This is a genomic window from Aeromicrobium sp. IC_218, from assembly GCF_004336805.1.
In the GTDB taxonomy this organism is placed as follows: domain Bacteria; phylum Actinomycetota; class Actinomycetes; order Propionibacteriales; family Nocardioidaceae; genus Aeromicrobium.
The window spans coordinates 1-16700 of the sequence record NZ_SJXM01000007.1 but is presented as its reverse complement, the minus strand read 5'-3'; the positions used below and the strand labels follow the sequence as shown (position 1 = coordinate 16700).

Here is a 16700-nt window from a genome sequence, read left to right as displayed (position 1 = left end):
TCACTCACCCTCGATGTCGAAGTGGTCGGCCAAGCGTCCGAGAGTGAACTCCTGCCGCAGCTTGCAGGCACTGTTCTGGTTGGCGAACATTCCTTTCTCCCAGAACGCCTGGCTCAGTGGGCGGGTGTCGATCCAGTCCACGGGTACGACCCACTCGACGTCATCGTCACCGAAGGCGTCGCCGGCGTTGTATGACCCGGCGAGGGGCTGCGTGGGAAGGTCGGTCCACACGCCATCGAGTTGGACCTTCGCCTTCTCGAAGCGACTGGCCGGCGCGAGTGTCGTACCCACAGCGACATAGCCGGCGCCGGGGATGCAGACCCATATCCTCGATCCCGCTGGGAGGGAGCGGATGGACTGGGAGTAGAACTTCCCGCCTCCGGCAGAGACGAAGCCGAACGTGCGGGCGTCCTCCCATGGCCTGCCGCCCCCGAAGGAGACGTACCAGTCGACGCCGTTCCAGGCCGCCCGCTTGCTCTTCTTGCTGACGGTGGGAGTGGCAGGGGAGTCCTCGTCGGCCGCGGCAAGCCAGGAGCGTGCGAGGTAACGACGCCCGTCGTCCTCCAGGTAGGAGAAGAAGACGGCGTTGACCGGAACGCCGAAGTCGCGCAGGTAGTTGACGATGCGCTCGGAGCTGGCGTCGAGCTCGGTAGCCACGATGGTGAGGCTGAGGTCGCCGTTGAGCTCATCGGGCGGGGCGGTTCCGAAGACGTCCTCGAACGCGGCCTCGAACGGTTGATCGAGGTGCTTAGTGGCGATGTCGATGATGTCGTCACGCGACAGCGTCGACGCCCACGAGCCGTAGTCGAGCACTTGGGCAACGACTTCACGAGGAGTCTTGTCGCGTTTGAGCTCCAGCAGGTGGAGGTTGCCCTCGGCGTCGATCGCCAGCAGGTCGAGACGAGGACCGTACGGCGTGATCACCTCGCTGCCGATCACCAGCAGGCGCTCGCCGAGGAGGGACGGGTCGCGCTTGAGGAACTCGTGCAGGTCCTTCTCCGCAGGGAGCACCGAGGTGGTCAGCGGCTTCGGCTCGTCGCCGTCGATGCGCCACATCCTCATCTCAACGGGCATCGGTCACAGATCCCCTCGGAAGGCGCGGGACTGCAGGGAGGCGAAGAGCATGTCGTCGACCGCGGAAGCAGCTTCCACCCGAGCGCGCTGGCCTCCGATGAGATCGACTCGGGCGGCGAACTCTCGCTGGAGCGCGAGCGGCGGCAACTCAAGCGGAAGTTTGGCGAGTCTCGCCTTCGAGATGTTTGGCATGCTTGACGCCGATCCGCTTGACAAGTCGCGCACCGAAGGACGCTTCTGCGGGTTCATCATCAGAGCCTGGAAGTACCTCCGGTCGAGGCGAGATCCGTCGAGGTGCAAACGGAAGATGAGGTCAGGCAGTAGGAGATGGGGACGAACCTCGTCGACGAGCGCCACGGCGCCAACTAGTTCGCGGGTGTTCTTGCGGGTCATGAGGACGTCCCCGCTGCGAACCTCGTTTGAGTCCATGTTGCCGAGGTCTCCGAGGTAGGCCTTGTTCTCCTCGGGCCTGAAGTAGCCGTACGTGACAGCACCGAGCTTGAGCACGGCCCACTCGTCGGATGCTGCTGGCCGCGCCTCACAGTTCGGACTAGTGCCGTTGTCGACTCGGGGGACTAGTTCGCCGAATGGCACTCGTTCCCATCGACCTCCATGCAGATCGCCAAACATGTCGTGGAAGATCGACTGGGACAACGAGTCGAGGTGGGCGAGCACTTGGCGGCGCTTGGCGCGGAGGGCGTCGGCGTGGTCGAGGATCGCGGCGATGCGGTGCTGCTCGGGGAGGGGCGGAAGGGGAACCGGAAACGTTGCCAGCACCGTCGGGCTTAAGCGCGGGAGATTGGCGCCAGACGTGCGCGAAGCGGCGAACTCAACCATGCTCGGCTGCCCGAGATAGTAAGCGAGGTAGTTTCGGTCGAGATCCTTGCCGGGACGGATTGGCAGAATGTCCGTACTGCACACTCCGGTGAAATTGGGGCGGCAGACCTTCCCGAGGTTGGGCCGGAGTTTCCCGAAGAGGACGTGGTCCGGGCTGAACTGAAACTTCGTGCTCGCGAGCTCCGCGCCCGCCACAGTGTCGTGGCCAATGATGCGTCCGCCGCGTTCGATGTGCTCCAGTCCGATGTAGAGGGTTTCCGGAGGTACCGCGAGAGGGTCAACGCCCTTGCGCTCGATCGTGGCGACGGATCCAAGTTCGACGGTCCTCACGAGAGCATTGCCTTCAGCTCGGCGAGGCCCTTGGCGATCTCTTCCTCCAGAATCTCGATGTCAGCGATGATCGCCGATGGGGCCCGGTGCTCGACCTCGTCGTGGACGATCTCCTTGTAGCGGTTCACGGAGAGGTCGTATCCCTGGGCGACGATGTCGGCCTTGGGTACGAGGAAGGACTGCTCGGTGCGGGCACGCTCCTTCTCCGGCGAGTCGGGTTTCGACAGGTTCAACCACCGACTCAGCACGTCGGGGAGGTCGTTGGCCTCGACCGGGTTGCGCTTGTCGTCGAGACTGAAGCCGTCGGCGCGGACGTCGTAGAACCAGACGTCGTCCGTGCCTCCCGAGTTCGTCTTGGTGAAGAACAGGATTGCGGTCGAGACGCCGGCGTACGGGCGGAAGACCCCGGAGGGCAGCTTCACGACGGCGTCGAGCTTCTGATCCTCGACCAGGATTCGGCGCAGGTCCTTGTGGGCCTTCGAGGAGCCGAACAGCACGCCGTCGGGCACGATGACGGCGGCCCGTCCGCCGGGCTTGAGCAGCTTGAGGAACAGGGCGAGGAAGAGCAGCTCGGTCTTCTTCGTCTTCACGACCCGCTGGAGGTCCTTCGCGGTCGACTCGTAGTCGAGCGACCCGGCGAAGGGTGGGTTGGCGAGGATCAGCGTGTACTTGTCGGCATCTGTGGCCGCGCCTTCGGAGAGCGAGTCGCGGTAGCGGATGTCGGGGGACTCGATGCCGTGCAGGAGCATGTTCATGCTGCCGATGCGGAGCATGGTGGAGTCGAAGTCGTAGCCGTGGAACATCGACTGGTGGAAGTGCTGGCGCTGAACAGAATCGAGCAGAGCTGCGCCGTGGTTGTCGCGGACGTACTCGCTCGCGGTGACGAGGAAACCGGCCGTGCCGCAGGCCGGGTCGCAGATCTCGTCGGCGGGCTGCGGCGCGGTCATCTTCACCATCAGGTCGATGATGTGGCGAGGGGTACGGAACTGTCCGTTGACACCAGCGGAGGCGATCTTAGACAGCAGGTACTCGTACAGGTCGCCGTTGGTGTCGCGGTCGGCCATTGGGATGTCGTCGAGCATGTCGACGACCTTGGACAGCAGTGCCGGGGCTGGGATCGTGAAGCGGGCATCCTTCATGTGCTCGCTGTAGGTGCTGCCGTCCCCGAGCGCGCGAAGGAACGGAAACACCTCGTCGGCGATGGTCTTGTGCATCACCTCGGGGGAGGTGTTCTTGAGCTGGCTCCAGCGCAGATCGGCCTGACCGGGCAGGAAGACCGGGTTCCCGACCTCGGTCTTGGTGATGCGGGCCTTCTTCTCGGCCAGGGTCTGGATGTCGTCGAGACGGCGGATGAAGAGCAGGTAGGTGATCTGCTCGATGACCTCCAGCGGGTTGCTGATGCCCCCTGACCAGAAGGCGTCCCAGACGCGGTCGATCTTGCTCTTCAACTCACCCGTGATCACGGACGAAACCTTACTGATGGACGCGGGCCCTGTTGGCGACACGGCGAGACTTCCTTCCTGGCTCCGGCATCTCCGGGCAGCCGAGCCGGATCGCACGGGGCACCGACACCTTCACCGGTCGGCCGGCTGTGCCCCACCTGCGGCTTCGCGGCGGGCGCGCGCCGATCGTCGGGAGGGTGCGGTGCCACGACGTCTCGCGCGGCGGCGGGCGGCCGTGCTCGCTAGCGTGGCGGGCATGGCCAACCGACTCGCGCAGGCGTCCAGCCCGTACCTGCTCCAGCATGCCGACAACCCGGTCGACTGGTACGAGTGGGGCCCCGAGGCGTTCGCGCTGGCCCGCGAGACGGACCGGCCGATCCTGCTGAGCGTCGGGTACGCCGCGTGCCACTGGTGCCACGTGATGGCCCACGAGTCGTTCGAGGACGCGGCCACGGCGGCGTACATGAACGAGCACTTCGTCAACGTCAAGGTCGACCGCGAGGAGCGTCCGGACGTCGACGCGGTCTACATGCGCGCGGTGCAGGCCATGACCGGCCAGGGCGGATGGCCCATGACCTGCGTGCTGACGCCCGAGGGCGAGCCGTTCTTCAGCGGCACGTACTTCCCGCCCGTGCCGGCCCAGGGCATGCCGGCGTTCACCCAGGTGCTGCAGGCCCTCCACGACGCCTGGAGCAACCGCCGCGACGAGGTGCTGCGCATCGGCCAGCAGGTCGTCGACCACCTCGGCAGCGCGGGGCACGTGCCCGGCGAGGTGCTGTCGGCCGCCGACCTGGACGGGGCGCTGGACGCCCTCGCCCGCACCTACGACGAGGAGGCCGGCGGCTTCGGCACCAGCCCCAAGTTCCCGCCGTCGATGGTGCTGGAGTGGCTGCTGCGCCACGAGTCCCGCACCGGCGACGAGCGGGCGACGCGCCTGGCCGACCACACGCTGCTGGCGATGGCGGCCGGCGGCATGCACGACCAGCTCGCCGGCGGGTTCGCCCGCTACAGCGTCGACCGGTTCTGGCGCGTGCCGCACTTCGAGAAGATGCTCTACGACAACGCCCAGCTCGCCCGCGTCTACACGCACGCGAGCCGGCGCGGCGAGCACGCCGAGCGGTTCCGCCGCGTCGCCGCCGACGTCGCGGACTTCCTGCTGCGCGACCTGCGGACGTCCGAGGGCGGCTTCGCCTCCGCCCTGGACGCCGACACCGAGGGGGTCGAGGGCGCGACGTACGTCTGGACGCCCGAGCAGCTCGTCGCGGTGCTGGGCGCGGACGAGGGCACTTGGGCCGCGGACGTCTTCACCGTCACCGAGCAGGGCACGTTCGAGCACGGCACCTCCACCCTGCAGCTGCTCGACCCACCGGCCGACGACGAGCGGCTGGACCGGGTGCGCCGGCGGCTGCTGGAGGCGCGCGGCGAGCGTCCCCAGCCGGCGGTCGACGACAAGGTCGTGGCGGCCTGGAACGGACTCGCGGTCAGCGCGCTGGCGGAGATGTCGGTCGTGCTGGAGCGCCCCGACTACCTGGACGCCGCGATCGCCGCGGCCGAGCTGCTGGCGACCGTCCACACGTCCGACGACGGTCGCCTGCTGCGCGTCTCGCGCCACGGCCGGGCCGGCGCGCACGCGGGCGTGCTCGAGGACTACGGCTGCGTCGCCGAGGCCTACCTCGTGCTGCTCGGCGTGACCGGTGACCGGGTCTGGTTCGAGCGGGCACAGGGGCTGCTGGACCAGGTGCTGGACCGGTTCGCCGCCGAGGTCGGCTTCCACGACACCGACGCGGAGGCCGACGCGCTGCTCGTCCGCCCGCAGGACCCGTCCGACAACGCCTACCCGTCGGGCACGTCCGCCGTCGTCCACGCCCTGCTGGCGATGGCCGCGGTCACGGGGGAGGAGCGCTGGCGCGAGGCGGCCGAGTCCGGCGTGCAGTCGGCGGCCGGCATCGCCCGCCAGGACCCGCGCTTCGCCGGGTGGACGCTGGCCGCCGCCGAGGCGCTGCTGGCCGGTCCGCTCGAGGTGGCGCTGGTGGGCTCGGGGGACGAGCTCGCGGCGCTGCGGCGCACCGCGCTGACGTCCGCGTCGCCGGGCGCGGTGGTGGTGGCGGGGGAGCCGGGGCTCGACGTGCCGCTGTTCGCCGACCGCGGGCTGGTCGACGGGCACGCGACCGCGTACGTGTGCCGTCGGTTCGTCTGCGACCGGCCGGTCACGACGCCGGCCGAGCTCGCGTCCCTGCTCGGCGGCTAGTCCCTTCGACAGGCTCAGGGAGCGGGGCTCAGGTGCGTCCGCTCCTCGAGCCTGTCGAGAGGATCCCTTCGACAGGCTCAGGGAGCGGGAGCGGGAGCGGAGTCGGAGCCGGGCTCAGTAGCCCTGGTAGGCCAGGATGCTCACGCCGATGTAGTGCACGATGAACGCGGCGATGGTGAAGGTGTGGAACACCTCGTGGAAGCCGAACCAGCGCGGCCACGGGTCGGGCTTCTTGAAGCCGTAGACCGCGGCGCCGAGCGAGTACAGGCCGCCGCCGACGATCATCAGCACGAACACCGAGGTGGGCGCCTCCGCGGCGAACTCGGGCAGGTAGATGACCGCGGCCCAGCCGAGCGCGAGGTACAGCGGCACGTACAGCCAGCGCGGCGCGGTGACCCAGAAGATGCGGAAGAACACGCCCAGCAGGGCGCCGCCCCAGACCAGGCTGAGCATGATCGCGGCGTGGTCGGGCTCGAGCAGCATGATCGAGAACGGCGTGTACGAGCCGGCGATCAGGATGAAGATGTTGGCGTGGTCGAAGCGCTTCCAGACCACGCGAGCCTGGTCCGACCAGGTGCGCGTGTGGTACAGCGCGCTGACCGTGAACAGCAGCAGCGCCGACACCATGAACACGGCCGCACCGACCCGCACCCGGGTGTCGTCGGCAAGCACCAGCAGCACGAGGAAGCTGAAGAACGCGAGCGGCGAGGTGGCGGCGTGCAGCCACCCCCGCAGCTTGGGCTTGATCTCCTGTGCCGTGTCCCGGAGGCGGTCACCGAGCTCGTGGGCAGCGTCCGGCGTCCTGGTCTCTGGCATGGCTCTAGAGTAGCCCGCATGGGCCTGAACCACCTCGTCTACCAGCTGTACGAGCGCAGGCTCCAGCGCGAGATCCGGCCCGATCGTCTGCCCCGTCACGTCGGTGCGATCGTCGACGGCAACCGGCGTTGGGCGAAGGGTGCCGGAGCCGACCTCGTGGGGGGCTACAAGGCCGGCGCGGACAAGATCGTGGAGTTCGTCGGCTGGTGCGACGAGCTGGGCATCGAGATCGTCACCCTGTGGGTGCTGTCCACCGACAACCTCGCTCGTCCGGCCGACGAGCTGCGCGGTCTGCTCGCCGTCATCGAGCAGCTCGCCGAGACGCTCGCGGGCACCGGACGCCGGCGGGTGCAGCTGCTCGGCAGCCTCGACCTGCTGCCGCCCGACACCGCCGAGCGGCTCAAGCGCACCGCCGAGTCGACCAGCGGCGTCCCGGACTCCGTGGTCAACATCTGCGTCGGGTACGGCGGGCGCCAGGAGCTGACCGACGCCATCCGGTCGCTGCTGCTCACCGAGGCCGAGTCCGGCCGCAGCCTGGCCGACGTCGCCCACACGCTCGACGTCGACGACATCGCCGAGCACCTCTACACCAAGGGCATGCCCGACCCCGACCTCGTCATCCGCACGTCCGGCGAGCAGCGGCTGTCGGGCTTCCTGCTGTGGCAGAGCGTCCACTCGGAGTTCTACTTCTGCGACGCGCTGTGGCCGGCGTTCCGCCGCGTCGACTTCCTGCGCGCGCTGCGCTCGTACGCCGGGCGCGAGCGCCGCTTCGGCCGCTGAGACGCGTGGGACGACTGTTCACCTGACGGCAACGCGCGACACGCCCGCAATCCCGTGTCGCGGCGCGCGGCGGTCGTACGTTCGTCCTGTGACGCCCGCCCCGGAGCCGAAGGTTCTGGTCCCCCCTACCGAGTAAGGGGACCGGCGAGGGCGCGCGCGGGTCCCACGAGGAGCACATCGTGGCCGACAGCATGAGCACCCCTCGCACGTACGTCCTGGACACCAGCGTCCTGCTGGCCGATCCCGGCGCCGTGACCCGCTTCCACGAGCACGAGGTCGTCATCCCCGTCGTGGTGATCACCGAGCTGGAGGCCAAGCGCCACCACCCCGAGCTCGGCTACTTCGCCCGGCAGGCGCTGCGGCTGCTCGACGACCTCCGCGTGCAGCACGGCGGCCTGGACGCCCCGATGCCGATCGGCGACGAGGGCGGCACGCTGCGCGTCGAGCTGAACCACGTGGACGCCTCCTCGCTGCCGGCCGGCTTCCGGCTCGGCGACAACGACACCCGCATCCTGGCCGTGGCCAAGAACCTGGCCGACGAGGGACGCACGGTGACGCTCGTGTCCAAGGACCTGCCGATGCGGGTCAAGGCGTCGGCGTCCGGCCTGGCTGCCGAGGAGTACCGCGCCGAGCTGGCGGTCGAGACGGGCTGGACCGGCATGGTCGAGCTCGAGGTCGACTCGCTCGACCTCGACGACCTCTACGAGCACGGCCGCCTCGACCTCGAGGCGGCGCGCGAGCTGCCGACCCACACCGGCCTGGTGCTGCTCAGCGACAAGGGCTCGGGCCTGGGACGCGTCACCGCCGACAAGCAGGTGCAGCTCGTGCGCGGCGACCGCGAGGCGTTCGGCGTCCACGGGCGCTCGGCCGAGCAGCGCGTCGCGCTCGACCTGCTGCTCGACCCCGAGGTCGGCATCGTGTCGCTGGGCGGTCGCGCCGGCACCGGCAAGTCGGCCATGGCCCTGTGCGCCGGTCTGGAGGCGGTGATGGAGCGCCACCAGCACAAGAAGGTGGTGGTCTTCCGCCCGCTGTACGCCGTCGGCGGCCAGGAGCTCGGCTACCTGCCGGGCAGCGAGTCCGAGAAGATGGGGCCCTGGGCGCAGGCGGTGTTCGACACCCTCGGCGCGGTGGCCAGCGAGTACGTCGTCGAGGAGATCGTCGAGCGCGGGATGCTCGAGGTGCTGCCGCTGACGCACATCCGCGGACGCTCGCTGCACGACGCGTTCGTCATCGTCGACGAGGCCCAGTCGCTGGAGCGCAACGTCCTGCTGACCGTGCTCTCGCGCATCGGTGCCAACTCCAAGGTCGTGCTGACCCACGACGTCGCGCAGCGCGACAACCTGCGGGTGGGCCGCTACGACGGCGTCGTCGCGGTGGTCGAGAAGCTCAAGGGGCACCCGCTGTTCGCACACGTCACGCTCAGCCGGTCCGAGCGCTCGCCCGTCGCGGCGCTCGTCACCGAGATGCTGGAGGACGTCACCCTCTGACGTCCGGATCCCGCTCCGGGTCGTCGCCGACGACCCGGAGCGGGCCCTCGTCCGGGGTCGGCACCTCGAAGGTGTCGAAGTGCCGGGCGGCCACGTCCGCGTCGAGCACCAGGTCGTCGCCGCCCTGGCCTCGGCGCGACCGCAGCCGGGCCAGGGCGGTGTCGCGGTCGGTGGCCAGGTAGACGGTCTCGGGCAGGACGCCCAGCGGGGCGAGCAGCGCGCGGTAGTCGTCGCGCAGCGCCCGGGTGGAGAAGGAGAAGTCGAGCACGACGTCCGTGCCGGACCGGACGAGCTCGAGCAGCCGGGCGCGCAGGACGGCCTCGATCTCGGTCGCCGCCTCGACGCTCAGTGGCGCGGTGAGCCCCCGGCGCCAGGTCTCGTGGTCGAACGACAGCCGCACCATCCCGCCGGCCTCCAGGCCGCGGGCGTACGTGGACTTGCCCGAGCCCGACGGGCCGCACATGAGGATGACCCGGCTCATGAGCGGACCCTACGGCGTCCCGTGACAGGATCGGGGCGATGAGCGCCTCGACCACCGGACGCGTGCGTCGTGGCACCGCGCTGGTCGCCGCGGCGCCGGTCGTCGTGGCCGTCCTGACCAGCCTCGCGCTGGCCGTGCTCTCGCTGCGCCGGTTCGCCCGCTTCGACCCGTCCTCGTGGGACAACGCGATCTTCGAGCAGGCGCTGCAGTCGTACGCCGACCGCGGCTGGCCGCTCGTCGAGATCAAGGGGCCGGGCTACAACCTGCTGGGCGACCACTTCCACCCGGCGATCGCGCTGCTCACCCCGGTCTACGCGCTCGTGCCGTCCGCCCAGACCCTGCTGATCGCCCAGGTCGTGGCGATCGGCGTCGGCGTCGCGGTGGTCGGACGTCTCGCGGCGCGCGAGCTGGGTCCGTGGAGCGGCGTGGCCGTGGCGCTGGCGATGGGCCTGTCGTTCGGGGTGCAGTCGGCCGTCGTCGCCGACTTCCACGAGGTGGCGCTCGGCGTGCCGCTGCTGGCGCTGGCCGGTGCGGCCTACGTCCGTCGCGACTGGCGGGCGGTGGCGCTGTGGTCGCTCCCGCTGCTGCTGGTCAAGGAGGACCTCGGGCTCACGATCGCCGTGATCGGCGCGGTGGTGTGGCTCGGTGGCGCCCGACGCATCGGGGCGGCGCTGGCGGCCGCGGGCGTGCTCGGCTGGGTGCTCGTGGTGACCGTGCTGCTGCCGGCCCTCAACACGTCCGGCGGCTACGACTACACCGGCAACCTCGGGGGTGACGACGGCGTGCTCGGCACGCTCTTCACCGACGTGGACGTCAAGCTCGGCACGGTGCTGCTGACGCTCGGCGTCACGGCGTTCGCCGCGTGCTGGTCGCCGTGGGTGCTGCTGGTGCTGCCGACCTTCGCGTGGCGGTTCGTCGGCGCGGTGCCGTTCTACTGGGGCACCGAGTGGCACTACTCGCTGCTCCTGATGCCGGTGGTGTTCGTCGCCATGGTCGACGGGCTCGTGCGTCTGCGGCGACGGTCCACCCCGGCCGTGTGGCGGGTGGCGCGGTGGGTGCCCGCGGTCGCGGTGGCCGTCGCGCTGGTGCGGCTGCCGACCTCGCCGCTCGGCGACCTGGCCGACCCCGCGACGTACGAGACGCCGGTGCGCGCCCAGGCCGCGCAGGGCGCCGTCGACCGAGTGCCCTCGGGCTCGTCCGTGGTGGCCGACATCGCGACGCTCACCCACCTCGTCACCGACCGCGACGCGTACTGGATCGGCACGGTGACGCCGGACGCGCGTCCGGACTACGTGCTCGTCGAGGCCGGCCAGTACGGCTCGCCCACGGACGCGGCGGCCTGGGCCACCGAGACCTTCGGCGTCCCCTACGACCTCGTGCACCTCGACGAGGGCTTCCAGCTCGCCGCGAGGCGGTAGGGGGCTCGGGTCGTCGGTTTACCTGGTTTACGTGGTAAACCGACGGAACCGGGGCATGTTCGCCTGGCTCCTGTCGGTTTACCTGGTCTACCAGGTAAACCGACGCGACCTTCCCAGGACGCGACGAGGCCCCCGGTCCTCACGGACCGGGGGCCTCGTCGCGGCTGCGTCAGGGACGCGTCACGGGTGGGTCATGCTCATGACGTCCAGCGCCTTGTCGAGGTCGGCCTCGCTGATCTCGCCGCGCTCGACGAAGCCGGACTCGATGACGACCTCGCGGATCGTCTTCTGCTCCTTGACCGCGGTCTTGGCGACCTTGGCCGCGTTCTCGTAGCCGATGAAGCGGTTGAGCGGCGTCACGACCGACGGGGACGACTCGGCCAGGCGCTTGCAGTGCTCGACGTTCGCCGTGGTGCCGTCGATGCAGCGGTCGGCCAGGACGCGCGAGGCGTTGCCGAGCAGGCGCATCGACTCCAGCAGGTTGCGGCCCATGACCGGCAGCATGACGTTGAGCTCGAAGCTGCCCGTCGTGCCGGAGAACGCGATGGCCGCGTCGTTGCCGATGACCTGCGCGCAGACCTGCAGCGTGGCCTCGGGCAGCACCGGGTTGACCTTGCCCGGCATGATGCTCGAGCCCGGCTGCAGGTCGGGCAGCGCGATCTCGCCCAGGCCGGTGCGCGGGCCCGAACCCATCCAGCGCAGGTCGTTGCAGATCTTCACGAGGCTGACCGCGATGGTGCGCAGCTGGCCGGACATCTCGACCAGGCCGTCGCGCGCGCCCTGCGCCTCGAAGTGGTCGACCGCCTCGGTGAGCGGCAGGCCGGTGTCCTCGGCCAGGATCGCGATGACCCGCTGCGGGAAGCCCTGGGGCGTGTTGATGCCGGTGCCCACGGCGGTGCCGCCCAGCGGGACCTCGGCCGTGGCCGGGATCGACTGCTGCACGCGCGCGACGCCCTTGCGGATCTGCGCGGCGTAGCCGGCGAACTCCTGGCCCAGGGTGACCGGGGTGGCGTCCATGAGGTGGGTGCGGCCGGACTTGACGACGTCCTTGAACTCCTCGGCCTTGCGCTCCAGCGACTCGGCCAGGTGCGTCAGGTCGGGGACGAGGTTCTCCAGCGCGCACGCCGTGGCGGCCACGTGGATGGACGTCGGGAAGACGTCGTTGGACGACTGCGAGGCGTTCACCTTGTCGTTCGGGTGCACCTCGCGGCCCAGGCTCTTGGACGCCAGGGTCGCGATGACCTCGTTGGTGTTCATGTTCGACGACGTGCCCGAGCCGGTCTGGAAGACGTCGATCGGGAACTGGTCGTCGTGCTGGCCGGACGCGACCTCGGCCGCCGCGGCGACGATGGCGTCGGCCTCGTCCTGCGGGAGGATGCCGAGCTCGGCGTTGGCCTTCGCGCACGCGGCCTTGATCTGCGCGAGCGCCTTGATCTGGGCCGACTCGATGGGGGTGCCGGAGATGGGGAAGTTCTCGACGGCGCGCTGGGTCTGGGCCCGCCACAGGGCGTCGGCCGGGACCTTGACCTCGCCCATGGTGTCGTGCTCGATGCGGTATTCGGTCATGCTCGGCACCATATCCGACCGCATCCGGACAGGCCTGTGGGCTTCTTCACCCGCGCCCGCGTGGGGTCAACCGGCGCGTCGCGGAGCCGACCCGGTGAGCACCCAGTAGGTCTCGTCGCGGCCCTGCAGGTCGACCGGGACAGCCGTCGCGCCGACCTGCTCGAAGCGCTCCTCGAGCACGGCCCGGACGTCGGCGGAGTCGGCCATCGACCAGATCGACAAGTGGCCACCGGGGCGCAGCCGGGACGCGCACACGTCGGCGAAGTCGGGTTCGTAGACGGCGGCGTTCTGGTCGTGCACGAGGAAGTCCGGGCCGTTGTCGACGTCGAGCACGATCGCGTCGAGCGACGCCTCGGGCTGCGTGGACACCACGTCGCGCACGTCGCCGACCACGACCTGCAGGCGCGGGTCGTCGAGCAGCTCGGCGCCCGGCAGCGTGCCGTCGCGCATCCAGCCCACGATCTCGCCGTGCAGCTCGGCCACGACGACGCGCTGCACCGACGGCGCCGACAGCAGCTCGCGGGCGGTGAACCCGAGCCCGAGCCCGCCGACCAGCACCTCGGACGCGCCGAGGTCGACCACGGCGCGGGCCAGCAGCCGTTCGCTGCTGGTCTCCACGTCGTCCATGACGAAGACGCCGTTGACCCGCAGCTCGACCGAGCCGTCCTCGCGCCGGCGCAGCGTCACCTCGTCCTCGCCGTTCTCGTCGGGGTGCTCCTCGGTCATGCCTGCGCCTCGCTCATGCGTCCCCGTCGTGGAAGGCCGACACGACGCCGGGCGCCCGCTGCGGACGGCTGAGGGTGCGCACGAGCGCGGCCTGCCCGTGCCGCTCGACGGCCAGCCGCGAGAGCAGCGCCAGCACGGGCTCGGCCACGCGCTCGGGCATCGGCGGCGTCGGCAGGCCGACGCTGCTGGCCAGGTCGTCGCTGTGGATCACGAGCTCCAGGGAGCGGGTGAGCAGGAAGTCGTCGGTGGTCAGCGACCAGCCCTGCCACGAGACGTCCACGACGTCGGGGGAGCGGGGGGCGGACAGCGCGTCCGGCAGCGCGTCGAGGACCTCGCGGATCTCGGCCAGCACGGCGTCGGGACCGGCCTGGGCCGCCTCGTCCGCGCTCGTGCGGATACCGACGTTGGCCGGAGCCGACTCGTCGCCGCGCACCCAGGCGGCGCGCCGGTAGTGCTCGATGGCCGGGATCGGGTCGCCCGCCGGCTCGGTGCCGAGGATGCGCACGACGTGCTCGGCCTGCGCGAGCAGGTGCTGGGCGAGTCCGCCCACGGTCATGCCCTCGCAGCTGCTCTCGGACGTCCAGGCGTCGGCGACCTCGGGGCTCGACGCCAGGTCGAAGGCGGTGCGACAGGCGGCGACGAAGGCGATGCGATCGATCCGGTCCATGTCCGGCACGGTACCGAGGATCAGGACCGCGGTGGGTCGCCGGCGCGGGCGGCGGTGCGCGCGACGACGTCCACGAACGTGCGCCACAGCGGGGCGGGCAGGTCGTGGCCCATGCCGGCGATCTCGAGCAGCTCGGCGCCGGGGATCGCGGCGGCGGTCGCGCGCCCGCCCGACTTGTCGACGAGCGGGTCGCGCAGCCCGTGCACCACGGCGACCGGCATCGTCAGGTCGCCCAGGTCGCGCGTGCGGTCGGGCTGGGTCAGCACGGCCAGGGTGTGGCGCAGCGAGCCCCCGCGGATCCAGCCACGGTCGTAGGTCTCCTCGGCGCGGTTGCGGTGGACGTCCTCGGTCGTCGGGAACCCGGGCGAACCGATGAGCGCGCTGCCCCGGATCGTCCGGGTCACGTAGGCGTCGCGGTCCATCGGCTCGTCGGCCAGGAACGGCTTGAGCACGCTGGCGTGCTGGTAGCCGACCCGCCGACGCCCGGTCGTGGACGACATCGAGACCAGCGAGGCCACGCGCTCGGGGTGGGCGATCGCCATGGTCTGGGCGATCATCCCGCCCATCGACACCCCGACCACGTGCGCGCGGTGGACGCCGAGGTGGTCGAGCAGGCCGAACGCGTCGTCGGCGAGCGCGTCCAGCCCGTACGGCGCCTTGCCCAGGCCGAGCCAGGCACGGACGACGTCGACCCGCGAGACCTCGAAGCCCTCGAGCTTGGTCGAGCGCCCGGTGTCGCGGTTGTCGTAGCGGACGACCTGGTAGCCGCGGTCGGCGATCATCCGGCACAGGTCGGTGTCCCACCAGCCCATCGGCCCGCCGACGCCCATGACGAGCAGCACCGTCGGGTCGGTGGGCTCGCCGAACGTCTCGAAGCACAGGTCGATGCCGGACGGCAGCGCCGCGACGCGCTCGGTCATGTCAGCTGTTGTAGTCGATCGCCGAGTACGCCTGGAGCTTGGTGAGGCGGTGCTCGGAGGTGATCTTGCGGATCGTGCCGCTGCGCGAGCGCATGACGATCGACTCGGTCACGGCGCGGCCCGGCAGGTAGCGGACGCCGTCCATGAGCTCGCCGTCGGTGATGCCGGTGGCGACGAAGAACGCGTCGTCGCCGGTGACCAGGTCGTCGGTGTAGAGCACGCGGTCCAAGTCGTGCCCGGCGTCGATCGCCCGCTGGCGCTCGTCGTCGTCCGTGGGCCACAGCCGGCCCTGGATGACGCCGTCGACGCACTTCATGGCGCAGGCGGCGATGATGCCCTCCGGCGTGCCGCCGATGCCGACCAGCAGGTCGACGCCGGTGCCCGGACGCGCGGCGGTGATGGCGCCGGCGACGTCGCCGTCGGTGATGAACTTGATGCGGGCGCCCGTGGCGCGGATCTGCTCGACCAGCTCGGCGTGACGCGGGCGGTCCAGGACGCAGACGGTGATGTCGCCGGCCGAGACGCCCTTGGCCTTGGCGACGAGGCGGATGTTCTCCGAGATCGGCAGGCGGATGTCGACGACGTCCGCGGCCTCGGGGCCGGTGACGAGCTTCTCCATGTAGAAGACGGCCGACGGGTCGTACATCGAGCCGCGCGGCGCGACGGCCATGACCGAGACGGCGTTCGGCATGCTCTTGGCGGTCAGCGTCGTGCCGTCGATCGGGTCGACCGCGACGTCGCACTCGGGCCCGGTGCCGTCGCCGACCTCCTCGCCGTTGAACAGCATGGGGGCGTCGTCCTTCTCGCCCTCGCCGATGACGACCACGCCGCGCATCTGCACGGTGTTGATGAGGCTGCGCATCGCGTTGACGGCCACGCCGTCGGCGCCGTTCTTGTCGCCGCGTCCGACCCAGCGGCCGGCGGCCAGGGCCCCGGCCTCCGTCACGCGCACGAGGTCGAGCGCGAGGTTGCGGTCGGGGGCTTGGGCGGCCGGCTGCAGGCTGTGCTCAGTCATGGCCGCATGCTACCGGCGCAGCGCCGGGCCGCCAGGCCGGTCGCGCCGGGCGGACGGTCGGGCGCTGTGCACGTCCCCGTAGGCTGGCCGGCGGCGACGACGAAGGAGACGGACGTGAGTGGACGCGGCTACAGCGGTGGGAACCCGGCGATGGGGGACATCCTGCGCTCGGTGCTCGTGCTGGGTCTCGTGCTCGTCGTCATCTACGGCATCGGCCAGCTGATCTACGGCCGTGACCCCGAGTCGCCGGCGCCGAAGGTCGACTACGCCACGGCCGCCCAGACGTCCCAGCGCGCGGCCGACTTCGGCGTGCTGGTGCCGGCCGAGCTGCCCGATGGCTGGCAGTCGAACTCGGCCCGTTTCGAGCCGGGTGAGCGCGGCGGCTGGCACCTGGGCGTGCTGACCGCCGACGACGAGTACATCGGCCTGGAGCAGTTCAAGCGCAGCGAGGCTCAGCTCGTCCGCGAGTTCGCGGACGGGGCGGAGGACGCCGGCACGGTCGACATCGACGGGCGCACCTGGCGCGTGCTGAAGGGCGCCGAGAACCCCGTGGTGCTGGTGACCACGATCGACGACACCGCGGTGCTGGTCACCGCGACGGCGCCGAGGGCCCAGGTCGAGGACTACGTGGCGACCCTGCGGCCGGCCGGTCAGCCGGCATCGGCCGCGCCCTCGGCCGGCTGACCCGAGGCCGCCGCCAGGCGCGTGCGCGCGCCGTCGAGCCAGTGCTGGCAGATCGCCGCCAGCTCCTCGCCGCGCTCCCACAGCGCGAGCGACTCCTCCAGCGACGTGCCGCCGGTCTCGAGCCGCTGGACGACCGAGATCAGCTCGTCGCGGGCCTGCTCGTAGGGGATGGGCGCCTCGTCGCTCATGGTGCCTCCCGGGCGGGGTGG

The 16700-nt window shown here is 70.8% G+C and carries 16 protein-coding genes; 5 read left to right on the top strand and 11 right to left on the bottom strand.

Annotated features, from left to right (window positions below):
• The 3 genes from E0W78_RS09675 to E0W78_RS09665 are packed head-to-tail and all read right to left on the bottom strand — an operon-like array spanning position 1 to position 3746.
• The gene (locus E0W78_RS09675) at positions 1 to 1056 is read right to left on the bottom strand and encodes an endonuclease NucS (RefSeq protein ID WP_242686299.1); all 1056 of its coding nucleotides are present in this window, start codon (positions 1054 to 1056) and stop codon (positions 1 to 3) included.
• Positions 1057 to 1077: 21 nt separating this feature from the next.
• On the bottom strand, positions 1078 to 2241 hold the full coding sequence (locus E0W78_RS09670) for a restriction endonuclease subunit S (RefSeq protein WP_131403736.1): 1164 nt from the start codon (positions 2239 to 2241) through the stop codon (positions 1078 to 1080).
• On the bottom strand, positions 2238 to 3746 hold the full coding sequence (locus E0W78_RS09665) for a class I SAM-dependent DNA methyltransferase (RefSeq protein ID WP_242686298.1): 1509 nt from the start codon (positions 3744 to 3746) through the stop codon (positions 2238 to 2240). Before E0W78_RS09665 ends, E0W78_RS09670 begins: the two co-directional genes overlap by 4 nt.
• 193 nt (positions 3747 to 3939) lie before the next feature.
• Between E0W78_RS09665 and E0W78_RS09660 the strand changes: the two genes are divergently transcribed.
• Positions 3940 to 5931, top strand: a complete 1992-nt coding sequence (locus E0W78_RS09660) for a thioredoxin domain-containing protein (RefSeq protein ID WP_131403734.1) — start codon at positions 3940 to 3942, stop codon at positions 5929 to 5931.
• A gap of 114 nt (positions 5932 to 6045) precedes the next feature.
• On the opposite strand, the gene E0W78_RS09655 is transcribed toward E0W78_RS09660, so the two are convergent.
• Positions 6046 to 6747, bottom strand: a complete 702-nt coding sequence (locus tag E0W78_RS09655) for a hemolysin III family protein (RefSeq protein WP_131403732.1) — start codon at positions 6745 to 6747, stop codon at positions 6046 to 6048.
• A gap of 18 nt (positions 6748 to 6765) precedes the next feature.
• Between E0W78_RS09655 and E0W78_RS09650 the strand changes: the two genes are divergently transcribed.
• Both E0W78_RS09650 and E0W78_RS09645 read left to right on the top strand, forming a co-directional pair.
• Positions 6766 to 7527, top strand: coding sequence for an isoprenyl transferase (locus tag E0W78_RS09650; RefSeq protein ID WP_131403731.1), 762 nt, complete (start codon positions 6766 to 6768; stop codon positions 7525 to 7527).
• A 191-nt stretch (positions 7528 to 7718) separates the two neighbouring features.
• Positions 7719 to 9014, top strand: coding sequence for a PhoH family protein (locus E0W78_RS09645; RefSeq protein WP_131403883.1), 1296 nt, complete (start codon positions 7719 to 7721; stop codon positions 9012 to 9014).
• Here E0W78_RS09645 and E0W78_RS09640 read toward each other — a convergent pair.
• A complete protein-coding gene (locus tag E0W78_RS09640; RefSeq protein WP_207392708.1) occupies positions 9004 to 9495 on the bottom strand; it encodes an ATP-binding protein in 492 nt (163 codons plus the stop codon). The two genes, E0W78_RS09645 and E0W78_RS09640, sit on opposite strands and share 11 nt — an antisense overlap.
• Positions 9496 to 9533: 38 nt before the next feature.
• On the opposite strand from E0W78_RS09640, the gene E0W78_RS09635 reads away from it, so the two are divergent.
• Entirely contained in the window at positions 9534 to 10913 is a 1380-nt protein-coding gene (locus E0W78_RS09635) for a DUF2079 domain-containing protein (RefSeq protein ID WP_131403729.1), read from the top strand.
• Between the two features lie 180 nt (positions 10914 to 11093).
• Here E0W78_RS09635 and E0W78_RS09630 read toward each other — a convergent pair whose 3' ends face one another.
• From E0W78_RS09630 to glpX, 5 genes are all read right to left on the bottom strand, one after another.
• A complete protein-coding gene (locus E0W78_RS09630; RefSeq protein ID WP_131403728.1) occupies positions 11094 to 12479 on the bottom strand; it encodes a class II fumarate hydratase in 1386 nt (461 codons plus the stop codon).
• A 66-nt stretch (positions 12480 to 12545) separates the two neighbouring features.
• Positions 12546 to 13205, bottom strand: a complete 660-nt coding sequence (locus E0W78_RS09625; protein ID WP_131403726.1) for a hypothetical protein — start codon at positions 13203 to 13205, stop codon at positions 12546 to 12548.
• A 13-nt stretch (positions 13206 to 13218) separates the two neighbouring features.
• Complete coding sequence (locus tag E0W78_RS09620; RefSeq protein ID WP_131403725.1) at positions 13219 to 13872, bottom strand: maleylpyruvate isomerase N-terminal domain-containing protein; 654 nt, start codon at positions 13870 to 13872, stop codon at positions 13219 to 13221.
• Between the two features lie 20 nt (positions 13873 to 13892).
• Positions 13893 to 14792, bottom strand: a complete 900-nt coding sequence (locus tag E0W78_RS09615) for an alpha/beta fold hydrolase (protein WP_131403723.1) — start codon at positions 14790 to 14792, stop codon at positions 13893 to 13895.
• A 1-nt stretch (position 14793) separates the two neighbouring features.
• Positions 14794 to 15807, bottom strand: a complete 1014-nt coding sequence (glpX, locus tag E0W78_RS09610) for a class II fructose-bisphosphatase (RefSeq protein ID WP_131403721.1) — start codon at positions 15805 to 15807, stop codon at positions 14794 to 14796.
• Positions 15808 to 15921: 114 nt separating this feature from the next.
• Here glpX and E0W78_RS09605 point away from each other — a divergent pair, with 114 nt between their 5' ends.
• On the top strand, positions 15922 to 16491 hold the full coding sequence (locus E0W78_RS09605) for a DUF4245 domain-containing protein (RefSeq protein ID WP_165570456.1): 570 nt from the start codon (positions 15922 to 15924) through the stop codon (positions 16489 to 16491).
• On the opposite strand, the gene E0W78_RS09600 is transcribed toward E0W78_RS09605, so the two are convergent.
• A complete protein-coding gene (locus tag E0W78_RS09600; protein ID WP_131403718.1) occupies positions 16458 to 16679 on the bottom strand; it encodes an exodeoxyribonuclease VII small subunit in 222 nt (73 codons plus the stop codon). The two genes, E0W78_RS09605 and E0W78_RS09600, sit on opposite strands and share 34 nt — an antisense overlap.
• Between the last annotated feature and the right edge of the window lie 21 nt (positions 16680 to 16700).